This is a genomic window from Pseudacidovorax sp. NFM-22 (assembly GCF_021401245.1).
Taxonomy (GTDB): domain Bacteria; phylum Pseudomonadota; class Gammaproteobacteria; order Burkholderiales; family Burkholderiaceae_C; genus Xenophilus.
The window spans coordinates 1-21,001 of the sequence record NZ_JACBFY010000006.1 but is presented as its reverse complement, the minus strand read 5'-3'; the positions used below and the strand labels follow the sequence as shown (position 1 = coordinate 21,001).

Here is a 21,001-nt window from a genome sequence, read left to right as displayed (position 1 = left end):
CGCCGCCTTCCTCCTCGCTCCCATGCACCTCCACGACCTGCGCCTTCGCCTGCGCGCCGCCGGCGCCGGGCCCAGTCACGAGCACCGCATCCTGCGTACCTGGTCGCAGGCGCTGCCGCGCGATGGCGGCAAGCGACCGACCGCCCGCTACTTCCCCGCCGGCCTGCTGGCCGAACTGCCTGCCATCGACGCCGAGCTGGCGGCGCTGGCGCGCGTGCAGGCGGTGCACCCCGGCGCGGATGGCTCCGAGCGCCTGCTGGTGGGCCTGGCCGATGGCCAGACGGTGGAAAGCGTGCTGCTGCCGCGCGGCGGCGTGTGCGTCTCGTCGCAGGTGGGCTGCGCCGTGGGCTGCCAGTTCTGCATGACCGGCCAGGCCGGCCTGTTGCGCCAGGTGCGCAGCGCCGAGATCGTGGCCCAGGTGGCTTTGGCACGGGCCCGGCGGCCGGTGAGCCGCGTGGTGTTCATGGGCATGGGCGAGCCCTCGCACAACCTCGACGGCGTGCTGGAGGCCATCGACTTCCTGGGCACCGTGGGCAACGTGGGCCACAAGAACCTGGTCTTCTCGACGGTGGGCGATCCGCGCGCCTTCGAGCGGCTGCACCGGCAGACGGTGCGGCCGGCGCTGGCCCTGTCGCTGCACACCACCGATGCCGCGCTGCGCCGCCGCCTGCTGCCGCGCGCGCCCGACCTCACGCCCGAGCAGTTGGTCGAAGCGGCAGACGCCTACGCCCGCGCCAGCGGCTACCCGGTGCAGTACCAGTGGACGCTGCTCGAAGGCATCAACGACCGGCCCGAGGACATCGAGGGCCTGGTGCACCTGCTGCGCGGCCGCTGGGGCGTGCTCAACCTCATTCCCTTCAACAGCGTGGAAGGCAGCGGCTTCACGCGGCCCGACCTCGCACATTGCGAACGCATGGCGCGCGCGCTGCACGAGCGCGGCATCCTGACCAAGCTGCGGCATTCCGCCGGGCAGGATGTGGATGGCGGATGCGGGCAGTTGAGGGCGCGCGCGCTGGGTGGCGCTACGCAGCCGCTGCGTCGGGCGCCTCGACCAGCGCCAGCACCCGCAGCGGACTGCCCGAGCCTTCCTCGATCTTGAGCGGTGCCGAGATGATCAGTGCGCCAGTGGGCGGCAGCTGGTCGAGGTTGCGCAGGCACTGCAGGCCGTAGCGGTTGGCGCCGTGCATCAGCGTGTGGCAGGGGTAGGCCAGCGGCCAGGCATAGGACTGGCCGGCGTCGGTGTTGATGGTCTCCACGCCGAAGCCGTGCACCTCGCGCTCGCGGATCAGCCATTCCACCGCCGCCTGCGTGGGGCCGGGCGTGTGCGCGCCGTCCTCACGCATGTTCACGAAGGCGGCCGGGTCGGCCAGGCGCTTCGACCAGTCGGTGCGCAGCAGCACCCAGGCGCCCTTCGGGATGCGGCCGTGCGTCGACTCCCATTCCTGCAGGAACTCCACCGTCAGCAGCCAGTCGTCGTTCTCGGCCACCTGCGCACTGGCATCGACCACCACGGCGGGCGCGATGAACTGCGCGGGTGCGATGGTGTCGACGGTGTTGCCCGCATGGTCGCGGCCGCTCACCCAGTGGGCGGGCGCGTCGAAATGCGTGCCCGTGTGCTCGCCGCAGGAGAAGTTGTTCCAGTACCAGCCCGGGCCGGCTTCGTCGTAGCGCGAGATGCGCTCCTTCTTGAACGCCGCCACCTGGCCGAACTGGGGCGGCAGCTGCAGCGGCGGAAAGTCTTCGCTCAAGGTGTGGGTGAGGTCGATGGTGCGGATGGTCTGCGCGCGCATCGCCGCGGCAAGCTGGGTCAGTAGGCTCATCGGTGGGTCCTGGTTGGGAGGGAGAAGCTCAGGCGTTGCGCCGGGCGGTCACTTCGATCTCGACCCGTGCGCCCTCCACGGCGAGCGGGCTGCACACGGTGGTGTTGGCCGGGCGGTTGTCGCCCAGGCGCCGCCGCAACGCCTGGCTGACGGCCACCACATCGCCGCGGTCGGGCACGTAGACGCGCACGCGCACCACGTCGTCGAAGCCCGCGCCCGCCTCGGCAAGCGCATCGCCGATGGTGTCGAGCGCCAGTTCGGCCTGGGCTTCGGCGCCCTCGGGAAAGCGGCCGGTGCGGAAGTCCTGTCCCACGGTGCCGGAGACGAAGACCCATCGGCCGTCGACCACCGCCCGTGCATAGCCGGCCAGCTCTTCCCAGCGCGAGCCGCTCAGGATGAAGCGGCGGCCGCTCATGTCGCCTTGAAGCCCGAATCGCGGATCACCTTGCCCCAGGTGGCGTTGGCCTCGACCACCCAGCGTCCCACCTCGGCGGAGGACGCGGGCGTGACCTCGTTGCCCATCTTGGCCAGCCGCTCCTGCAGGTCCGGCTGCGCCAGCACGGTGCGCACGGCACGCTCGAAGGGCTCGACCACCTCGGGCGGCACGCCCTTGGGGCCGAAGAAGGCGAGCCAGGGGTTCTTGTCGATGCCCGCAAAGCCCAGCTCGCGGAAGGTGGGAATGTCCGGTGCGGTGCGGCTGCGCGTCTCGCCCGAGCTGGCCAGGATGCGCACCTTGCCGGCCCGGTGGTGCTCGATCAGCTCGGTCATCGAGGCGATGCCGATCGGGATCTGGCCGGCGAGCAGGTCCTGCACCATCGGCGCACCGCCCTTGTAGGGCACGGAGTTCAGCGGCACGCCGAACGACTGGCCGATCACATGGCCGATGAACTGCGGCACGCTGCCCGCGGCCGGGATGCCGTAGTTGGCTTCGGTGGGCCGGGCCTTGACCCAGCTGCCGAGTTCGGCCATCGAGGTCACCCCCGTGGCCGCACTCACCGCCAGCACGTTGTAGTAGCTGGCCACGCCGGCCAGCGGCGTGAAGTCGCGCACCGCGTCATAGCCTGCCGCCGCAATCGTGAGCGGCACGATGACCTGCGTGTGATCGATGGACAGCATGATGGTCGAGCCGTCGGGCGCGGCGGCCTTGAGCGCCTGCGCCGCGATCTGGCCGCCGGCGCCGGGCTTGTTGTCGATGACGAAGACCTGCCCGTTCATGGCCTTGCCCAGGCGGTCGACGATGGCACGGGCCACCACGTCGGTGGCGCCTCCCGGCGGAAAGCCCACCAGCACGCGCACCGGGCCGCCGTAGGGCTTGGCGCCCGCGGCAAGCGGCACTGACGAAAGCGCGGGCAGCGCGCAGGCGGCGGGAAAGAGGCGGCTGAACTGGCGTCGGTTCATGGCAGGGGTCCTCGGTTCATGGCGTCGTGGAAAAGAAGCTCATCGGGCGAGCAGTGACTGGATCAGCAGCACTTCCACCTCGTGGCAGCGCACCAGGCGCAGCCAGCGTGCGTCGTCCATGTCGGGCGTGCGCGCGGCATGCAGGCTGATGCGGCAGCCGGGCGTCGTTGCCCCGGGCAAGGACGCGGCCTCGACCGTGGCGTGGATGCGGGGCGTCAGCGCATCGGGCGCACCACCGACGTGATAGGTGACCCTGCCGCGCGCCGCATCGAGCACCGGCCGCACGAAGCCTTCGGCGCCGTCGAACAGCGAATGGCCTTGCACCACGCCATCGCCAGCGTCGCGGGTCTGCCAGCAGCCCAGCGCCCAGCGGCCGAGTTCCAGGCCGTCGGCCAGGAAGGCCAGCGCGCGGTCGGCGGGGGCGGCGCACAGCACCGACGCGCAATGGATGGAAGCGGGAATGGCGTCCATGGCGGTGCCGGTCAGCGCGTCAGCCGCGCCAGCTCACGCAGCGCGCCGACCACGTCTTCGGCGGTGTTGTAGAAGTGCGGCGCGATGCGGATCACGTCGTTGCGGGCCGACACCACGAAGCCGGCAGCCAGCATGCGCGCCTCCACCTCGGCGGCGTTGCGCACGCGGATCGCTGTGTTGGCCCCCTTGGCGCCGGGAGCCGTCGGGCTCACCACCTCCAGGCCCAGGCGTGGCGCCTCTTCCAGCGCCGCGGCCGAGAGCAGGCCCAGCCATTCCTCGATGGCCGGCACGCCGACCTCGTTGAGCAGGCCGATGCTGGCGCGCGCCACGCTCGCGCACATCATGGGGGGCGTGCCCGTGTTGAAGCGTTGCGCACTCGCGGCAAAGTCCAGTTGGGCGGGATCGAAGGCGAAGGGATTGACCCGGCCAAACCAGCCGGTGACGGCCGGCTCCAGCTGACGTGCCAGCTGGGGCCGCACGTAGAGAAAGGCGATGCCCGGTATGCCCAGCAGGTACTTCTGGGCGCCGGCGGCAAGCATGTCGATGCCCTGGGCCCGGACGTCGATGGCCAGCGAGCCGGCCGACTGGTAGGCATCGACGAATTGCAGTGCGCCCTGCGCACGCGCCGCGGCGCCCGTGGCGGCGATGTCCACGAGTTGCCCGTCGTAGAAGCAGGCCTGCGACACCGAGACCAGCGCGGTGGACGCGTCGATGGCCTGCACCAGCCGGGCCGTGGTGTCGCTCGCGCCGGGTTGGGCCTGCACGAAGCGCACCCGGGCGCCGCGCCGCGACTGCTGCGCCAGCCACACGTGGCAGACCGAAGGAAAGTCCAGGCTGCCGGTGACGATGCCGTCGCGCCCGTCCTCGAAGCGCAGCGCCGAGGCGATGCTGGACGCCGCATCGGACACGCTGCCGAGCACCGCCACATCGTCGGCATCGGCATGGATCATGCGAGCGAACTCGGCGCGCGCCAGCGCCACCTGCTCCATCCAGTAGCCCCAGTCGGCGCCACGCGTGGTCCACACCGCCAGGTAGTCGTCGATCGCCTGCCTGACCGGCAGGCTCATCGCGCTCTGCGAGCAGCTCGACAACTGGACGGTGTTCTCCAGGATGGGGAAAAGCTTTCGGTATGAAGAAAATGGATGGGTCATGACGCTGTTGTTGTGGAGGCCTTGGGGTGCTTGAAGCGATGAATCCGCACGCCGGCGCGGCGGCTTCGCCTTCGGCCTGGATCGAGGTGCCGCAGTTCGACTGGCAGGCACTGACGGCGGCCGGCGTCCTGCCGGCGGTGGCTTTCCGCAAGGGCCAGACGCTGTTTTCGCAGGGGGATGCCGCCACCCAAGTGCAGCTCATCGAACAGGGGCGCGTCCGGCTGATGCTGTGGTCCGAATCCGGTCACGAGAAGCACCTGGCCATCGTCGGCCGCCACGGCCTGGTGGGAGAGTGCAGCGCCTTCCTGGACGGCCGGCAGTCGATGACGGCTGTGGCCTCGTGCGACGGGGTGGCACGCCAGATCGAGCGCACGCATCTGCTGCGCTGCATGCAGGCCGACGCCACCTGCCTGCGGCAGGTGCTGTGGCTCATGGGCACCAAGCTGCGCGTGCTGGCGCAGCAGAACCTGCTGCTGAGCCAGACCAGCGCGGCCGAGCGCGTGGTGCACCACCTGCTGCAGCTGGCCGACACCTATGGCGAGACGCAGGCCACGGGCGTGGCCATCGGGGTCTCCTTCACGCACCAGGAGATGGCCAACATCACCGGCCTGAGCCGCGTGATGACCTCGAACGTGATGAGCCAGCTGCAAGGCCAGGGGCTGATCGAGATGGCGAAGTCCCATTGCGTGATCCGCGACATGCAGGGGTTGCGGCGACTGGCGCCGAAGCTGTAGACGCCCGGGGGCGGCGCAGCCAGTCTAGGAAGGCGGCTGGGGGGTGTATGTCAACGGCTTTACAAGGTGCGTCGCGCGATGCCGCCCCAAAGAGAAAGCCCGCACACGCGTTGGCATGTGCGGGCCTGAAGCTGGTGCCCCCAGCAGGAATCGAACCTGCATCTGCCCCTTAGGAGGGGGCCGTTCTATCCATTGAACTATAGGGACCGGGGCACTGGCCGCGGGCCGTGGGAGGCCGGCGGCAGGCCCGCGACTTTAACCCAAGCGCGAGGCCTCGCCCCGCAGCGCGAGCACGTCGGCATGCAGGCTCTGGGCCCAGCCGCGGCGGTCGCGGCCCTCGGCGCTCTGGGGCTCGCCGAACTGCACCACGGCCACCAGCGGCGGCGCACGCAGGGTGCGCCACAGCGAACTGATCAGGGTGTCGTCGTCGACGTAGATGGGCGCGAAGCTCACCTCGCCCGTGGCGGCATCCAGAAAGCGCAATGCCACCGGCTGCACGGGCGCGTCGGCCGAGATGGCCGACTGCAGCAGGTTGGCATGGAAGGGCAGCAGGCCACGGCCGTCGCTGGTGGTGCCTTCGGGGAAGACGGCGATGCGGTCGCCCGCGCGCAGGGCTTCGGCCATGTGGTGCGCCACGCGCAGCGCGTCGCGGCGCTTCTCTCGCTCGATGTAGAGCGTGCCGGCGCCGGTGGCCAGCGTGCCGATCAGCGGCCAGTGCCGCACGGCCGACTTGGAGACGAAGCGCACATGGCGGGCCGCATGCAACGTCATGATGTCCAGCCACGACACATGGTTGGCCACCACGAGCACGGGGCCGGCCTCGGGCACCGGCCCGCGCACCACCAGGCGGATGCCCAGCACTTGCAGCGCGCGCTGGGCCCAGCGCTCGACCAGCATGGCGCGCGTCGGCGCATCCAGAGCGGCGAAGCGGCGGCGGATGGTCCACCAGCCGCGTGCGGAATGGCCCAGCAGCCGGATCAGCCGGACCAGGGCGACAAGGGATCGGGGCATGAGGGTCGGAGGAAGCAACGCGGAAGACAGGGCGCAGCCGCGCCGCTCAGGCGGCCTCGTGCACCAGCTGTCCGCCCACGAAGGTCGCGCGCACCGCGCCCACCAGCGCATGGCCGGCGAAGGGCGTGTGCTTGCCCTGGCTGCGCAAGGCCTCGGGCAGCACCTGCCATTCGCGGCGCGGGTCGGCCACCACCACATCGGCCGGGCCGCCCACGGCCAGGCGGCCGAGTTGCGCCCCCGTCTCGCCCAGCAGGCGCGCGGGCGCCTGGGTGATGGCCTGCACGGCGCGCGACAGGCCGGCGCCGCTGCGCTCGGCCCACAGCAGGGCCAGGGGCAGCAGCAGCTCCAGGCCGGTGGCGCCCGGCTCGCTCTCGGCGAAGGGCAGCGTCTTGGCATCGGCCTCGACCGGCGTGTGGTCGGAGACCAGCGCGTCGATGGTGCCGTCGGCCAGCGCGGCCGAGAGCGCATCGCGGTCGCGCTGCTGGCGCAGCGGGGGCGTGAGGCGCGCACGGCTGTCGAAGAAGCCGATGTCGGTGTCGGCCAGGTGCAGCGAGTTGATGCTGACGTCGCAGCTCACCGGCAGCCCCGCGGCCTTGGCCTCGCGCACCAGCTGCACGCCGGCCGCGCTGGACAGGCGGCACAGGTGCACGCGGGCGCCGGTGGTCTTCATCATCTCGAAGATGGTGAACAGGGCGATGGTCTCGGCGGCCACGGGCACGCCCGACAGGCCCATGCGCGTGGCCAGCGCGCCGCTGGCGGCCACGCCCTTGCCCAGGTCGCGGTCCTGCGGACGCAGCCACACGGTGTAGCCGAAGGTGCTGGCGTACTGCAGCGAACGCTGCAGCACCACGTTGCCGGACAGCGGCACCTCGGCCTGGCCGAAGCCGATGCAGCCGGCCTCGGTCAGCTCGGCCATCTCGGTCAGCACCTCGCTCTGGAGGCCGCGGGTCAGCGCGCCCTGCGGAAAGAGGCGGGCCTTCTGCAGCTTCTCGGCGCGGAACTTGAGCATCTCGACCAGGCCGGGCTCGTCGAGCACCGGGTCGGTGTCGGGCGGGCAGACCAGGCTGGTGACGCCGCCGGCGACGGCCGCGGCCATTTCGCTTTCGAGCATGCCCTCGTGCTCGTAGCCCGGCTCGCGCAGCCGAGCGGCCAGGTCGACCAGGCCGGGCAGCACCAGGCAGCCGCTCGCATCGATGGTGCGCTCCGCATTGAAGCCGGCGGGTACGTCGCCGATGGCGGCGATGCGGCCGTCCGCGATGGCCACCGTGGCCACCCCATCGAAGCCGGAGGCGGGGTCGATCACCCGGCCGTGTTGGATCAACGTATTCATGCTTCGTTACCTGCCACGATGCTCATCACCGCCATGCGGACCGCGATGCCGAAGGTCACCTGCGGCAGGATCACGCTCTGCTTGCCGTCCACCACTTCCGAGGCGATCTCCACGCCGCGGTTGATGGGGCCCGGGTGCATCACGATGGCGTCGGGCTTGGCCAGCTGCAGCTTCTCGGGCGTGAGGCCATAGGTCTTGAAGTACTCCTGGCTCGACGGCAGCAGCGCACCGCTCATGCGCTCGTTCTGCAGGCGCAGCATGATGACCACGTCGCAGTCCCTGATGCCCTCTTCGAGCTTGTGGAAGACCTTCACGCCCATGGGCGCCAGGTCGGCCGGCACCAGGGTGCGCGGGCCCACCACGCGCACCTCGGCGGCGCCCAGCGTGGTCAGCGCGTGGATGTCGGAGCGGGCCACGCGCGAATGCAGCACGTCGCCCACGATGGCCACCGTGAGGTTGGAGAAGTCCTTCTTGTAGTGGCGGATGGTGTACATGTCGAGCAGCCCCTGCGTGGGGTGCGCATGCCGGCCGTCGCCCGCGTTGATGACGTGCACATGCGGCGCCACATGCTGCGCGATCAGGTAGGGCGCACCCGATTCGCTGTGCCGCACCACGAACAGGTCGGCCGCCATCGCGCTCAGGTTGGCGATGGTGTCCAGCAGCGTCTCGCCCTTGGCGGTGGAACTGCGGGCGATGTCGAGGTTGATGACGTCGGCCGACAGCCGCTTGGCCGCGATCTCGAAGGTGGTGCGGGTGCGCGTGCTGTTCTCGAAGAAGAGGTTGAACACGCTCTTGCCGCGCAGCAGCGGCACCTTCTTGACCTCGCGGTCGCTCACGCTGACGAAGTTGGCGGCCGTGTCCAGGATCTGCGTGACGATGGACTTGGGCAGGCCCTCGATGGACAGCAGGTGGATCAGCTCGCCGTTCTTGTTGAGCTGGGGGTTGCGTTTGTAGAGCATCAGGCCTGCTCCTCGACGTTGAAACGCAGGCTGCCGTCGTTGCCCCGGGCGAGCGCGAGCAATTGCGTGTCGGGCAGCGTGAGATGGGCCGCCGCGAAGTCCGCCGCCACCGGCAGCTCGCGCCCGCCGCGGTCCACCATCACCGCGAGCCGCACGCAGCCCGGGCGACCGAAGTCGAACAGCTCGTTGAGCACCGCGCGGATGGTGCGGCCGGTGTAGAGCACGTCGTCCAGCAGCAGCACGTCGCTGCCGTCCACGTCGAAGGGCAGCTGCGTCTGCGCGCTGGCGGCCATGCCGCGGCGGGCGAAGTCGTCGCGGTGCATCGCGGAGGAGATGACGCCGGGCGTGCCAGGCAGGCCCAGGTCTTTCTGCAGCCGCTCGACCAGCCAGGCGCCGCCGGAGGTCACGCCCACCAGGCGGGTGTGCTCGCGCATCAGCGGCTTCACGCCGGCCAGCAGCGTCTGGTAGAGCCCCTCGGCATCGGGCAATGCGTTCACGGAAGGTTCCTCAGGAATTGTTCAAGGATGATGCAGGCGCTCGCCGCGTCGGCATCGCGCGCGCCGGAGGCGATGGCCTCGGTGGTGCTGTAGCGCTCGTCCACCTGGTAGACCGTCAGGCCGAAGCGGCCATGCAGCTGGCGGGCAAAGCGCAGGGCGGCGCGGGTGTTGTCGTGCGGCGCCCCGTCGGGGTGGTAGGGCACGCCCACCACCAGCGCGTCGGGCTGCCATTCGCGGATGCGGGCCTGGATCTGCGCGAAGCGGGCGTCGCCCTCGGCCTTGATCGTGGCCTGCGGCGTGGCGTTGCGCAGCAGGCGGTTGCCGCTGGCCACGCCGGTGCGCTTGAGGCCGAAATCGAAGGCGAGGAAGGTCTGGAAGTGCGCGGGGACGTCGGCGTTCTCAGGCATGGCCGGCTTCCGGCGACAGGGTCCAGGCGGCCAGGCCGAGCAGCGACAGCGCCTTGTCGTAGCGCTGCTCCACCGGCGTGTCGAAGATGACGGCCGGGTCGGCGCCCACCGTGAGCCAGGCGTTCTCGGCGATCTCGGATTCGAGCTGGCCCTGCTCCCACGACGAATAGCCCAGGGTGACCAGCACCTTGCGCGGGCCGGCACCGGTGGCCATGGCCTCCAGCACATCCTTGGAGGTGGTCATCTCCAGGCCGCCGGGGATGGTCATGGTGGAGGCGTAGACCGACTGCGGCTTGCCGTCGTCGGCCGGCGTGGCGCCGGTGGTGTCCTCGCCGACCACGGGCTCGTGCAGCACGAAGCCACGCTCGGTCTGCACCGGGCCGCCCTGGAAGACGGGGGCATCGTCGAGGTCGGGACGCGCCAGGCGCAGCTCGATCTTCTGGAACAGGCCCTTGAGGTCGATGTCGCTCGGCTTGTTGATGATCAGCCCCAGCGCGCCGCGCTCGCCGTGCTCGCACAGGTAGACGACGCTGCGGCTGAAGGCCTGGTCCTGCATGCCCGGCATCGCGATGAGGAAGTGATGCGTGAGATTGGTCAGGGCAGAATCGACGGACATATGCCTCCAATTTTAGTGGCCGTCGACAAGCCCTTCGCCCGGGGCCTCATGTGGTTCCGGCGCGACCTGCGGGTGCAGGACAACGCGGCGCTCTACCACGCGCTGCGCAGCTGCCGCGAGGTGGTCTGCGCCTTCGTGTTCGACCGGGCGATCCTCGACGCCCTGCCCCGGCGCGACCGGCGGGTCGAGTTCATCCAGGAATCGGTGCAGCAGTTGCAGGACGCCCTGCGCGCCATGGGCGGCGATCTGGTGGTGCGCCATGCCGTGGCCGAGGAGGAGATCGCGCCCCTCGCCCGCCAACTGGAGGTGCAGGCCGTCTTCGCCAACCGCGACGACGAGCCCGCCGCGCTGGACCGCGATGCCCAGGTGCTGGGCGCGCTGGCCAATGCGGGCGTGAGCTTCCAGACCTTCAAGGACCACGTCGTCTTCGAGCGCGACGAGGTGCTGACCCAGGCCGGCGGCGTCTATTCGGTGTTCACGCCCTACAAGCGGGCCTGGCTGGCCAAGGCCGAAGACGCCTTCTACCTGAGCCCCTACCCGGTGGAGCGCTACGCCGACGCCCTCATCCCCACGCCGGCCGAGCACCGCACCGAGGTGCCGGCCTTGGCCGACCTGGGTTTCGAGCCCACCAATCTGCACGAGCTGGGCCTGGGCGGCGGCATGGCCGGCGCGCGGCAGCTCTTCGACGAATTCGTCGGCCGCATCGACCGCTACGACAGCACGCGCGACTTTCCCGCCGTGCGCGGCCCCAGCTACCTGGGCGTGCACCTGCGCTTCGGCACGCTGTCCATCCGCGAGGCAGCGGCCACGGCCCATGCGCTGGCCGGCAACGGCAGCCGCGGCGCCGCCACCTGGCTGGGCGAGCTGATCTGGCGCGACTTCTATGCCCAGGTGATGACCCACCGGCCCGACCTGGCCGAGGGCAAGAGTTACAAGCCCGAGTACGACCGCATCCGCTGGCACCACGGCAAGCATGCCGACCAGCTCTTCGCCGCCTGGTGCGAGGGCCGCACGGGCTATCCGCTGGTGGACGCCGGCATGCGCCAGCTGGTGCAGTCGGGCTACATGCACAACCGGCTGCGCATGGTGACGGCCAGCTTCCTGTGCAAGGACCTGGGCCTGGACTGGCGCCGGGGCGAGTCTTTCTTCGCCGAGCACCTGAACGACTTCGAGTTCGCGTCCAACAACGGCGGCTGGCAGTGGGCCAGTTCGAGCGGCTGCGATGCGCAGCCCTACTTCCGCATCTTCAACCCGGTGACGCAGAGCGAGCGCTTCGACCCCGAGGGCAAGTTCATCCGCCGCTATGTGCCCGAGCTCGCCAGGCTGTCGAACAAGATGATCCATGCGCCGTGGCTCGCCAAGCCGGTGGAACTCGAAGCCGCCGGGCTGCGCATCGGCCACGACTATCCGGCCCCGGTGGTCGACCATGGCGAGGCGCGCCAGCAGACGCTGGAGCGCTATGCAGTGGCGCGGGAGAGCGCGGAGCGCGCGGCCTGAGAGGAACGGCTCATGGCGCTCGCGTTGGGCGATGTGCCCAGCGCCCGACTCCCCGCGGTGCTCAGCCCGAGGCCGTGCGCCGCTGCAGCAGCTGTGCCGCCACGGCGACGGCGATCACCTCGGGCTCCTTGCCCGTCACGCCCGGCACGCCGATGGGGCAGGTGATGCGCGCCATCTCGGCCTCGCCGAAGCCGCGCGCCTCCAGCCGATGCCGGAAGGTGGCCCACTTGGTCTTGCTGCCGATCAGACCGACGTAGGGCAGGTCATCGCGCTCGCGCAGCCGCCGGAGGCAGGCGATGACGATGTCCAGGTCCTCCGCATGGCTGAAGCTCATGATGAGCACATGCGTGCCAGGCGGCAGCGCGGCGACGGCGTCCTGCACCGGCTCGCTGTGCTCGGTCTGCACCTGGGCCGGCAGGGCATCGGGGAAGACGCCGTCGCGGCTGTCGATCCAGCGCACGGCGTAGGGCAGCGTGGCCAGCAGACGCGCCAGCGCCAGCCCCACATGGCCACCGCCGAAGATGGCGACGGGCGCCAGGTGCTCGGTGAGCTGCCGGCGCAGTTCGGCCGCATCGGCCGCCCCCACGCGGCGCATCGACAGGTGCACCACGCCGCCGCAGCACTGGCCCAGGCTGGGGCCGAGCGGGTAGCGCTTGCGCTGCGGCCCGGCGGCCGGCGACTGCAGCAGGGCGCGGGCCTCGTCGATGGCCTGGAACTCGAGCTGGCCGCCGCCGATGGTGGCCGTGAGGCCCCGGGCCCAGACCAGCATCCAGGTGCCGGCCTCGCGCGGGGCCGAGCCTTCGGTGGCCTCGACGCGCACCAGCACGCCGTCTTCGGCAGCCAGGCGGGCGAGGCCGTCGTCGAGGGTGCCGGTACTCATAGCGCGCCCCCGGACAGCGGCGCAGATCGATGCCGCGCAGCGCCACGGGCGGGGCCCGCAGGTGCCGTCATCAATGGAAACACGGCCGCGCCGCGGCGCAGGTATAAAGCCGCGCCATGATCAACAACATCTTCTCGCGCCTGGGCCTGCTGGCCGCCTGCACCGTGGCCGCCGCATGGCTGGCCGGCTGCGGCAGCACCGGCTCCACGGTGCCGGGCCAGATCTCCGACGCCACCGCGCCGCGCGAAGCGGTGGCTGCCGCCGAGCCGGCGGGCAGTTCCCGCGCCCGCACACCGCGCGAGTACCGGCAGGATGCCGCCCGCCACGTCTATGCGCGCAATGCGGACCGCATCTACTCGGGCAAGCTGCCGCCGATGCTCTACGCCGTCGGCGTGCTGGAAGTGAAGCTCGACGCGCGCGGCCAGGTGACCGGCATGCACTGGCTGCGGGCGCCGAAGCACGCGCCCGATGCCATCGCCGGCATCGAGCGCACCGTCCTGGCCGCGGCACCCTACCCCGTGGCCACGCGGCTCGGGTCCGTCGTGTGGACCGACACCTGGCTCTGGGACCGGAGCGGCCGCTTCCAGCTGGACACGCTGAGCGAAGGCCAGTTGCAGCAGTAGCCAGGGTCTTCCTCCCTCTCCCCTCGCGGGAGAGGGCCGGGGAGAGGGGGCAGCGGCCTGTGCATCTTGGCGGCACGCTGCGGGTGAACACCCCTCTCCCCAACCCCTCTCCCGCAAGGGGAGAGGGGCTCCAGCCCCCCATCGACGCAGGGGGCGAGGCATTCAGGAACCCCGGTACGTGGAGTAGCTCCACGGGCTCACCAGCAGCGGCACGTGGTAGTGCTGGTCGGTGTGGGCCACGCCGAAATCCAGCGCCACGCGGTTGAGGAAGTTGGGCTGCGGCAGCTCGACACCGCGCGCCTTGAAGTACCCCGCCACATCGAACACCAGGCGATAGGTGCCGACTTTGAGGCTGCTGTTGTCATACAGCGGCCCGTCGCTGCGGCCGTCGTGGTTGAGGGCGAAGCGCCGCACCAGCGTGGCCGCCTCACCGTCCGTCGTGTAGAGCGCCACTTCCATGCCGGCAGCGGGGCAGCCGTGCATCGTGTCCAGTACGTGGGTGCTCAAGCCCATGGGGCATCTCCTTGCGAGTCGTTGAAATGGACGGCAAAACGCACCGGGGTGGGACCGGGGCAGGACCGGGCGATCCGTCCACAAAAGTGTATACACATTTGTGTCGTGAAGCTATCATGCCCGCCATCATGGAGCCGACCACGACACGCGCGATCGTCGATGCCCTGACCCGGGCCATCGTCGAACACCGGCTGCAGCCGGGCAGCAAGCTGGCCGAACAGAAGCTGGCCGACCATTTCGGCGTCTCGCGTACGCTGGTGAGGCAAGCTTTGTTCCAGCTCTCGCAGAACGGGCTGATCCGCCTGGAACCCGCGCGCGGCGCCTTCGTGGCCGCGCCCTCGGCCGACGAGGCCCGCCAGGTGTTCGGCGTGCGCCGCATGCTGGAGGCCGAGATGGCGCGCGAGTTCGCGCGCCAGGCCACCACCGCGCAGATCAAGGCCCTGAAGGAACACGTTGCACAAGAGAAGGCCGCCGTGGCCGGGGAGGACGTGGAAGGTCGGACCGAGCTGCTCGGCGACTTCCATGTGCGCATGGCGGAGTTGATGGGCAATCAGGTGTTGGCGCAGATCCTGAGCGATCTGATCTCGCGCTGCGCCCTGATCACGCTCATGTACCAGAGCGCCGCCGAGGCTGCGCATTCCAACGACGAGCATGCCGACATCGTCCGCGCCCTGGCGGCGCGCGATGGCGACAAGGCCGCCCGGCTGATGACCGAGCACCTGCAGCACGTCGAGGACAACCTCACCCTGGACCGCAAGGTTCCCACCAGCGACATCACGCTGGCGCTTTCCTGAGACCCCCATGCCCACCGTCTACGACGCCACCCTTCCCTATCCGCGCGACCTCGTCGGCTACGGCCGCGACGTGCCGCATGCCCGCTGGCCGGGCGGTGCCCGCATCGCGGTGCAGTTCGTCCTCAACTATGAAGAGGGCGGCGAGAACAACGTGCTGCACGGCGATCCGGGCTCGGAGCAGTTCCTGTCCGAGATGTTCAACCCGGCGAGCTATCCCGACCGGCACATGAGCATGGACGGCATCTACGAATACGGCTCGCGCGCCGGCGTCTGGCGCATCCTGCGCGAGTTCGAGCAGCGCGGCCTGCCGCTCACCGTCTTCGGCGTGGGCATGGCGCTGCAGCGCTACCCCGAGCTGGCCGTCGCCTTCAAGGAGCTGGGCCACGAGATCGCCTGCCACGGCTGGCGCTGGATCCACTACCAGAGCGCCGACGAGTCGCTGGAGCGCGAGCACATGCGCCTGGGTATGGAAGCCATCGAGAAGCTCACCGGCGAGCGCCCGGTCGGCTGGTACACCGGCCGCGACAGCCCGCGCACCCACCGCCTGGTGGCGGACGACGGCGGCTTCGAATACGACAGCGACTACTACGGCGACGACCTGCCCTTCTGGATGAAGGTGCAGAAGACCGACGGCAGCGTGGTGCCGCAGCTGATCGTGCCCTACACGCTGGACTGCAACGACATGCGCTTCGCGCTGCCGCAGGGCTATTCGCATGCCGATCCCTTCTTCCAGTACATGAAGGACAGCTTCGACGCGCTCTATGCCGAAGGCGACCCGGCCGGCCTGGACCGGCCCAAGATGCTGAGCATCGGCATGCACTGCCGCCTGCTCGGCCGCCCGGGCCGCATCACGGCGCTGCAGCGCTTTCTGGACCACATCGGCCGCCACGACAAGGTGTGGGTGTGCCGCCGGGTGGACATCGCGCGCCACTGGCGCCACACGCATCCCTTCGTCGACGCGGCCTGAGGAGACACGACCATGGCCCTGACCATCGAACAACTCAACGCCGCCTCCGCCACCGACGCCGTCGCGCTGCTGGAAGGCACCTACGAGCATTCGCCCTGGGTGGCCGAAGGCGCCCTGGCCGAACGGCCCTTCCGCTCGCTGCAGCACCTGAAGGCCGCCATGGCCCAGGTCGTGACGCGCGCGCCGGCCGAGCAGCAGCTCGCCCTGATCCGCATGCACCCGGAGCTGGCCGGCAAGGCGATGGAGAGCAACGCGCTCACCGCCGAATCGACCAACGAGCAGAGCAAGGCGGGCCTGACGGCCTGCACGCCCGAAGAGCTGGCGCACATCCGCGAACTCAATGCGGCCTACGGCCAGAAGTTCGGCTTTCCCTTCATCCTGGCCGTGCGCGGCCCGCGCGGCACCGGGCTGCCCAAGGCCGAGATCCTGGCCACCTTCGCGCGGCGGCTGAACAACCATCCGGACTACGAGCGCGTCGAGGCGCTGCGCAACATCCACCGCATCGCCGAGATCCGCCTGAACGACAAGTTCGGCGTCTCGCCCGAACTGGGCAACCAGGTGTGGGACTGGCAGGAACAGCTGGCCCTGCACAGCGACCCCGGCTTCGCCGAGCAGGGCCAGCTCACCGTCACCTACCTCACCCAGGCGCACCGCGCCTGCGCGCTGCAGATCAGCACCTGGATGCACGAGGTGGGCTTCGACTCGGTGGAGATCGATGCCGTGGGCAACGTCATCGGCCGCTACGAAGCCGAGGGCTTCGTCACCAGCGGCGGCGCCGTCCCCGGCGCGCCCACGCTGCTGACCGGCTCGCACTACGACACGGTGCGCAACGGCGGCAAGTACGACGGCCGGCTGGGCATCTTCGTGCCCATGGCGTGCGTGAAAGAACTGGCCCGTCAGGGGCGCCGGCTGCCCTTCGCCTTCGAGGTGGTGGGCTTCGCGGAAGAGGAAGGCCAGCGCTACAAGGCCACCTTCATCGGCTCGGGCGCACTCACGGGCCACTTCAACCCCGCCTGGCTGGACCAGGCCGATGCCGATGGCATCACGATGCGTGAGGCCATGCAGCAGGCAGGGCTGAAGATCGAGGACATCCCGAAGATCCAGCGCGACCCGGCCCGCTACCTCGGCTTCATCGAGGTGCACATCGAGCAGGGCCCGGTGCTCAACGAGCTGAACCTGCCGCTGGGCATCGTCACCTCCATCAACGGTGGGGTGCGCTATGTGGGCGAGATCCACGGCATCGCCAGCCATGCCGGCACCACGCCCATGGACCGTCGCCGCGACGCGGCCTGTGCCGTGGCCGAGCTGATCCTCGCGGCCGAGAAGCGCGCCCGCCAGGACGCCGACTCGGTGGCCACCGTGGGCATGCTGAATGTGCCGGGGGGCTCGATCAACGTCGTGCCCGGCCTGGCGAAGTTCAGCCTCGACATCCGCGCACCGCGCGACGACCAGCGCAATGCCGTGATCGCCGACGTGCTGGCTGCGCTGGAAGAGATCTGCACCCGCCGCGGCCTGCGCTACACGCTTGAAGAAGCCATGCGCGCCGCCGCCGCGCCCAGCCATCCCGACTGGCAGGCCCGCTGGGAGGCGGCTGTCGAATCGCTCGGCGTGCCGCTCTTTCGCATGCCCAGCGGCGCCGGCCACGACGCCATGAAGCTGCACGAGATCATGCCGCAGGCCATGCTCTTCGTGCGGGGCCTCAACGGCGGCATCAGCCACAACCCGCTCGAATCCACCACCAGCGACGACATGCAACTGGCCGTGCTCGCCACGCAGAAGCTGCTGGACAACCTCGCGAAAGAACAACGATGACCGACTACGCCCAGCTCGACGCCTGGATCGACGCCCATTTCGACGAGGAGGTGAAGTTCCTCCAGGAGATGGTGCGCGTGCCCACCGACACCCCGCCGGGCAACAACGCACCGCATGCCGAGCGCACCGCCGAGCTGATCGCCGCCTTCGGCTTCGAGGCCGAGAAGCACGCCGTGCCCGCGCAGGAGGTCAAGGACTACGGCCTGGAATCGATCACCAACCTGATCGTGCGCCGCCGCTATGGCGATGGCGGCCGCACCGTGGCGCTCAATGCGCACGGCGACGTGGTGCCGCCCGGCGAAGGCTGGACGCACGACCCGTACGGCGGCGAGATCGTGGACGGCAAGCTCTACGCCCGTGCCGCGGCCGTGAGCAAGAGCGACTTCGCGAGCTTCACCTTCGCCGTGCGCGCGCTGGAGGCCGTGGCCAGGCCGGCCAAGGGCGGCGTCGAGCTGCACTTCACCTACGACGAGGAATTCGGCGGCATCCTGGGCCCCGGCTGGCTGCTCAAGAACGGTCTCACGAAGCCCGACCTGATGATCGCCGCGGGGTTCAGCTACGAGGTGGTCACGGCCCACAACGGCTGCCTGCAGATGGAAGTGACGGTGCACGGCAAGATGGCCCATGCGGCCATTCCCACCACCGGCGTGGACGCGCTGCAGGGCGCGGTGCACATCCTCAATGCGCTGTATGCGCAGAACACCCTCTACCAGCAGGTCACGTCGAAGGTCGAGGGCATCAGCCATCCGTACCTCAACGTGGGCCGCATCGAAGGCGGCACCAACACCAACGTGGTGCCCGGCAAGGTGGTGTTCAAGCTGGACCGCCGGATGATCCCCGAGGAGAACCCGGCCGAGGTCGAGGCCGCCATCCGCGACGTGATCGCCAAGGCCGCGGCCGAATTCAAGACGCCGGCGGGCGGCATCGAGGTCGAGGTCAAGCGCCTGCTGCTGGCCAATTCGATGAAGCCGCTGGCGGGCAACCAGCCGCTGGTCGAGGCCATCCAGAAGCATGGCGAACAGCTCTTCGGCCAGCCGATTCCGGCCATGGGCACGCCGCTGTACACCGACGTGCGGCTGTACGGCGAGGCGGGCATTCCCGGCGTGATCTACGGTGCCGGGCCGCGCACGGTGCTGGAGTCCCACGCCAAGCGCGCCGACGAGCGCCTGGAGCTGGAAGACCTGCGCCGCGCCACCAAGGTGATCGCGCGCACGCTGGCCGACCTGCTGGCCTGAGGACGCGGGGCGCGACGCCGCGCCCTTCGAGGATCGACACGGCCGGCCGCCTGAACGCGCCCCCCAGCCACGCCTGTCTCGCGCTGGCTTGGCCGCGTTGGACGCACCTTCGTACCAGTCCGGCCTTGGGACTCAGTCCACCTTCACCTGGAACAGCACGGCCCCCGTTCCGCCGCCATTGAGCGTGCCCGTGAAGGTCCAGCCGATCGCGCCGGTGCCGCCCGCGGTCTGCGCCACGTCGCAGCCCACCACCGGGGCCGGCGCCACGTTCGCCGGCGTCACCTTCGTGCACGCCGTCAGGCTCGGGGGCGTCGTGTCCGTCGTCGCCTGCACGAACGTCGTGTACGTCGGCGTCGCGTCGTTGATCACCAGGGTCGTGAGCGGCGACGGCGCCGTGTTCTTGTACGTGATCCGGTACTCCAGCACCTCCCCCGATTTCGCCTGGTTGTTGATGCCGAAGCTGCCGCCCTGTGTCACGTTGCGCACCTCCTTGGTCAGCTGCAGCGCTGAGTTGCTCACCGACGTCGTGTCTGTGACCGTGTAGCTCGCGCTCAGGCTGGGCGTTGCGTTGGTGAACGCCAGCGTCGCTGTCACCGGCACCGCGTTGCTGCTGCCCTCGGGCGCCGTGGCCGGCACCTGCTCGTGCACCAGAAAGCACAGCTGCTGACCCTGCACCACCGTCAGCGACGTCGCGGCTGTCAACGGCGGCGCCGACAGATCCAGGCTACCCGTGCAGTTCGCGTCCAGGTAGGCCGCCTCGCTCCAGCCCGTGACGGTGTTCGGGAGAGCCGTGGCAGCACCCAGCTGCAACTTCAGCGTGCCGCCTGTCCCAGCCGTGAACGTGTGCGGATGCAGCGCGCGCATGCCGGGCCGGGCCTGTTGAGCACTCACCGCCGGCGTGAATGTGCTCACCGGTACCTGCCCGAAGTTCAACGTGCCATCGCCTGACGCGGCAGCCGTGAATCTCACGCGCTGGTCTGCACGCCCATAACCATAGGCCACGCCGCCGACGGACACGGTGGCGCCATCCACGAGCGGCGCACCCGCTGCGTTGGCGCCGGTGGGCAACAAGCCCGGGGGCAGCACGGGCTGCACGCAGATATCCTGCCCGAGTTGCGCAGCCGGCACGCTCAGCGCATAGGCGCCGCTCGCGTCCGTCGCGGTGCTGGCGTAGGTGACCCCCGCGCAATTGCCGAGGTTGACGGTGATGGCAGCGAGTCCGGCTTCGGCCCCGTTCTGTCGCCCATCGTTGGGCGTGCCCGTGTTGCTGCTGCCAGCGGGCGCGCCGCCGTCATTGAATACCACGCCCGAAATCCGCGGCACCGCCACGAGGTTCACCTGCCTGTTGACGTCGTCGTACTGAACGACGCCCTTGTAGCCGATGGCCGTGTAGCTCGCGCTCAGGCTGGGCGCCGCGTTGGTGAACGTCAGCGTGGCGGTCACCGGCACCGTGTTGCTGTTGCCCTCGGCGGCCGTCGCCGGCACCAGCTCGTGCACCAGCACGCACACCTGCTGGCCCTGCACCACCGTCAGCGTCGCTGCCGCCGGTGCCAGTTGCTGGGCGGTCAGGTCCAGCTTGCCCGTGCAGTTCGCGTCCAGGTACACCATCTCCGACCAGCCCGTGACGGTGCTGGGGGTCGCCGTGGCCGTGCCCAGTTGCAGCTTCAGCGTCCCGCCGGTGCCGGCGGTGAAGGTGTGCGGATGGATGGCTCGCCCACCCGGCTGTGTCTGCTGGCTGCTGGTCGTCGGGCTCAGCGTGCTGGCCGGCACCTGGCCGAAGTTCAGCGTCACCGTGCCCGAGGCCGGGGCGGTGAAGCTCGCCTGCTGGCTGGCCCGGGTGTAGGTGTAGCCCACCCCGCCCACGGTGGTGGCGCTGCCGTTCGCCAACACCGTGCCTGCCGAGTTGGCACCGGTGGCCAGCGTGTTGGCCGCCAGCACCGGCTGCACGCACACCGCCTGGCCGATCTGCGCCGTCGGGATGCTCAGGCCGTAGGCGCCGTTGCCGTCCGTGGTGGTGCTGGCATAGGTGGTGCCGGCGCAGTTGGTCAGGTTGACGGTGAGGCCGCCGACGCCCGCTTCTGCGCCGTTCTGCACGCCGTCGTTGGGCGTGCCGGTGTTGGCGCCGCTGCTGGGTGCACCACCGTCGTTGAACACCACCCCGGCGATGCTGTCCGCATCGGCCAGGCGGTACTCGTTGTACACGCGCCCGCCCTCCATGTAGGCGCTCTCCACGCCCAGGATGCCCACGTTGCGGCTGGTGCTGCTGGTGGTGCTGTCCGTGTCCTC

The 21,001-nt window shown here is 70.2% G+C and carries 21 protein-coding genes, 1 tRNA gene and 1 pseudogene; 8 read left to right on the top strand and 15 right to left on the bottom strand.

Going from position 1 to position 21,001, the window contains the following annotated elements; all coding sequences use genetic code 11:
- Window positions 1-22 precede the first annotated feature (22 nt).
- Complete coding sequence (locus tag L0984_RS20395) at window positions 23-1,099, top strand: RNA methyltransferase (protein WP_234195906.1); 1,077 nt, start codon at window positions 23-25, stop codon at window positions 1,097-1,099.
- Here L0984_RS20395 and L0984_RS20390 read toward each other — a convergent pair.
- From L0984_RS20390 to L0984_RS20370, 5 genes are read right to left on the bottom strand one after another with little or no spacing between them, the layout of a single operon-like run.
- Complete coding sequence (locus tag L0984_RS20390) at window positions 1,023-1,820, bottom strand: cyclase family protein (RefSeq protein ID WP_234195904.1); 798 nt, start codon at window positions 1,818-1,820, stop codon at window positions 1,023-1,025. The two genes, L0984_RS20395 and L0984_RS20390, sit on opposite strands and share 77 nt — an antisense overlap.
- A gap of 28 nt (window positions 1,821-1,848) precedes the next feature.
- Window positions 1,849-2,235: a Rid family hydrolase gene (locus L0984_RS20385; protein ID WP_234195902.1), complete on the bottom strand. Its 387-nt coding sequence runs from the start codon at window positions 2,233-2,235 to the stop codon at window positions 1,849-1,851.
- Window positions 2,232-3,218 (bottom strand): Bug family tripartite tricarboxylate transporter substrate binding protein, encoded by a 987-nt coding sequence (locus L0984_RS20380; protein ID WP_234195900.1) that lies wholly within the window; start codon window positions 3,216-3,218, stop codon window positions 2,232-2,234. The genes L0984_RS20385 and L0984_RS20380 overlap by 4 nt, the downstream gene beginning before the upstream one ends.
- A 39-nt stretch (window positions 3,219-3,257) precedes the next feature.
- Window positions 3,258-3,689, bottom strand: coding sequence for a hypothetical protein (locus tag L0984_RS20375; protein ID WP_234195898.1), 432 nt, complete (start codon window positions 3,687-3,689; stop codon window positions 3,258-3,260).
- Between the two features lie 11 nt (window positions 3,690-3,700).
- Window positions 3,701-4,840 (bottom strand): aminotransferase class V-fold PLP-dependent enzyme, encoded by a 1,140-nt coding sequence (locus L0984_RS20370; protein WP_234195896.1) that lies wholly within the window; start codon window positions 4,838-4,840, stop codon window positions 3,701-3,703.
- A 38-nt stretch (window positions 4,841-4,878) separates the two neighbouring features.
- Between L0984_RS20370 and L0984_RS20365 the strand changes: the two genes are divergently transcribed.
- Window positions 4,879-5,574, top strand: a complete 696-nt coding sequence (locus L0984_RS20365) for a Crp/Fnr family transcriptional regulator (protein WP_234195894.1) — start codon at window positions 4,879-4,881, stop codon at window positions 5,572-5,574.
- A 132-nt stretch (window positions 5,575-5,706) separates the two neighbouring features.
- Here the strand turns inward: L0984_RS20365 and L0984_RS20360 are convergent.
- The 7 genes from L0984_RS20360 to L0984_RS20330 form a co-directional block, all read right to left on the bottom strand.
- Window positions 5,707-5,781, bottom strand: a tRNA-Arg gene (locus L0984_RS20360).
- 48 nt (window positions 5,782-5,829) lie between these two features.
- On the bottom strand, window positions 5,830-6,585 hold the full coding sequence (locus L0984_RS20355; protein WP_234195892.1) for a lysophospholipid acyltransferase family protein: 756 nt from the start codon (window positions 6,583-6,585) through the stop codon (window positions 5,830-5,832).
- A gap of 46 nt (window positions 6,586-6,631) precedes the next feature.
- Complete coding sequence (locus L0984_RS20350; RefSeq protein WP_234195890.1) at window positions 6,632-7,915, bottom strand: dihydroorotase; 1,284 nt, start codon at window positions 7,913-7,915, stop codon at window positions 6,632-6,634.
- Window positions 7,912-8,874, bottom strand: coding sequence for an aspartate carbamoyltransferase catalytic subunit (locus L0984_RS20345; RefSeq protein WP_234195888.1), 963 nt, complete (start codon window positions 8,872-8,874; stop codon window positions 7,912-7,914). The genes L0984_RS20350 and L0984_RS20345 overlap by 4 nt, the downstream gene beginning before the upstream one ends.
- The gene (pyrR, locus tag L0984_RS20340) at window positions 8,874-9,371 is read right to left on the bottom strand and encodes a bifunctional pyr operon transcriptional regulator/uracil phosphoribosyltransferase PyrR (protein WP_234195886.1); all 498 of its coding nucleotides are present in this window, start codon (window positions 9,369-9,371) and stop codon (window positions 8,874-8,876) included. The genes L0984_RS20345 and pyrR overlap by 1 nt, the downstream gene beginning before the upstream one ends.
- Window positions 9,368-9,778 carry a Holliday junction resolvase RuvX gene (gene ruvX / locus L0984_RS20335; protein WP_234195884.1) on the bottom strand — a complete coding sequence of 137 codons (411 nt, stop codon included), beginning with the start codon at window positions 9,776-9,778 and terminating at the stop codon, window positions 9,368-9,370. Before ruvX ends, pyrR begins: the two co-directional genes overlap by 4 nt.
- A complete protein-coding gene (locus L0984_RS20330; protein WP_234195882.1) occupies window positions 9,771-10,394 on the bottom strand; it encodes a YqgE/AlgH family protein in 624 nt (207 codons plus the stop codon). The genes ruvX and L0984_RS20330 overlap by 8 nt, the downstream gene beginning before the upstream one ends.
- Between L0984_RS20330 and L0984_RS20325 the strand changes: the two genes are divergently transcribed.
- Complete coding sequence (locus L0984_RS20325; RefSeq protein WP_234195880.1) at window positions 10,395-11,891, top strand: cryptochrome/photolyase family protein; 1,497 nt, start codon at window positions 10,395-10,397, stop codon at window positions 11,889-11,891.
- 61 nt (window positions 11,892-11,952) lie between these two features.
- Here the strand turns inward: L0984_RS20325 and xdhC are convergent, their stop codons facing one another.
- The gene (xdhC, locus tag L0984_RS20320) at window positions 11,953-12,771 is read right to left on the bottom strand and encodes a xanthine dehydrogenase accessory protein XdhC (RefSeq protein ID WP_234195878.1); all 819 of its coding nucleotides are present in this window, start codon (window positions 12,769-12,771) and stop codon (window positions 11,953-11,955) included.
- A 116-nt stretch (window positions 12,772-12,887) separates the two neighbouring features.
- On the opposite strand from xdhC, the gene L0984_RS20315 reads away from it, so the two are divergent.
- Window positions 12,888-13,394 carry a hypothetical protein gene (locus L0984_RS20315; protein WP_234195876.1) on the top strand — a complete coding sequence of 169 codons (507 nt, stop codon included), beginning with the start codon at window positions 12,888-12,890 and terminating at the stop codon, window positions 13,392-13,394.
- Window positions 13,395-13,556: 162 nt separating this feature from the next.
- Here the strand turns inward: L0984_RS20315 and uraH are convergent, their stop codons facing one another.
- Window positions 13,557-13,907, bottom strand: a complete 351-nt coding sequence (uraH, locus tag L0984_RS20310; RefSeq protein WP_234195874.1) for a hydroxyisourate hydrolase — start codon at window positions 13,905-13,907, stop codon at window positions 13,557-13,559.
- A gap of 128 nt (window positions 13,908-14,035) precedes the next feature.
- Between uraH and L0984_RS20305 the strand changes: the two genes are divergently transcribed.
- The 4 genes from L0984_RS20305 to L0984_RS20290 are packed head-to-tail and all read left to right on the top strand — an operon-like array spanning window position 14,036 to window position 18,715.
- Window positions 14,036-14,701: a GntR family transcriptional regulator gene (locus tag L0984_RS20305; protein ID WP_234196637.1), complete on the top strand. Its 666-nt coding sequence runs from the start codon at window positions 14,036-14,038 to the stop codon at window positions 14,699-14,701.
- A gap of 7 nt (window positions 14,702-14,708) precedes the next feature.
- Window positions 14,709-15,668 carry an allantoinase PuuE gene (gene puuE, locus L0984_RS20300; protein ID WP_234195872.1) on the top strand — a complete coding sequence of 320 codons (960 nt, stop codon included), beginning with the start codon at window positions 14,709-14,711 and terminating at the stop codon, window positions 15,666-15,668.
- Window positions 15,669-15,680: 12 nt separating this feature from the next.
- Complete coding sequence (uraD, locus tag L0984_RS20295) at window positions 15,681-17,480, top strand: 2-oxo-4-hydroxy-4-carboxy-5-ureidoimidazoline decarboxylase (RefSeq protein WP_234195870.1); 1,800 nt, start codon at window positions 15,681-15,683, stop codon at window positions 17,478-17,480.
- Window positions 17,477-18,715, top strand: coding sequence for a M20 family metallopeptidase (locus L0984_RS20290; protein ID WP_234195868.1), 1,239 nt, complete (start codon window positions 17,477-17,479; stop codon window positions 18,713-18,715). Before uraD ends, L0984_RS20290 begins: the two co-directional genes overlap by 4 nt.
- Before the next feature lie 132 nt (window positions 18,716-18,847).
- Here L0984_RS20290 and L0984_RS20285 read toward each other — a convergent pair.
- Window positions 18,848-21,001 (bottom strand): annotated as a pseudogene (locus L0984_RS20285) (hypothetical protein); the annotation flags it as partial.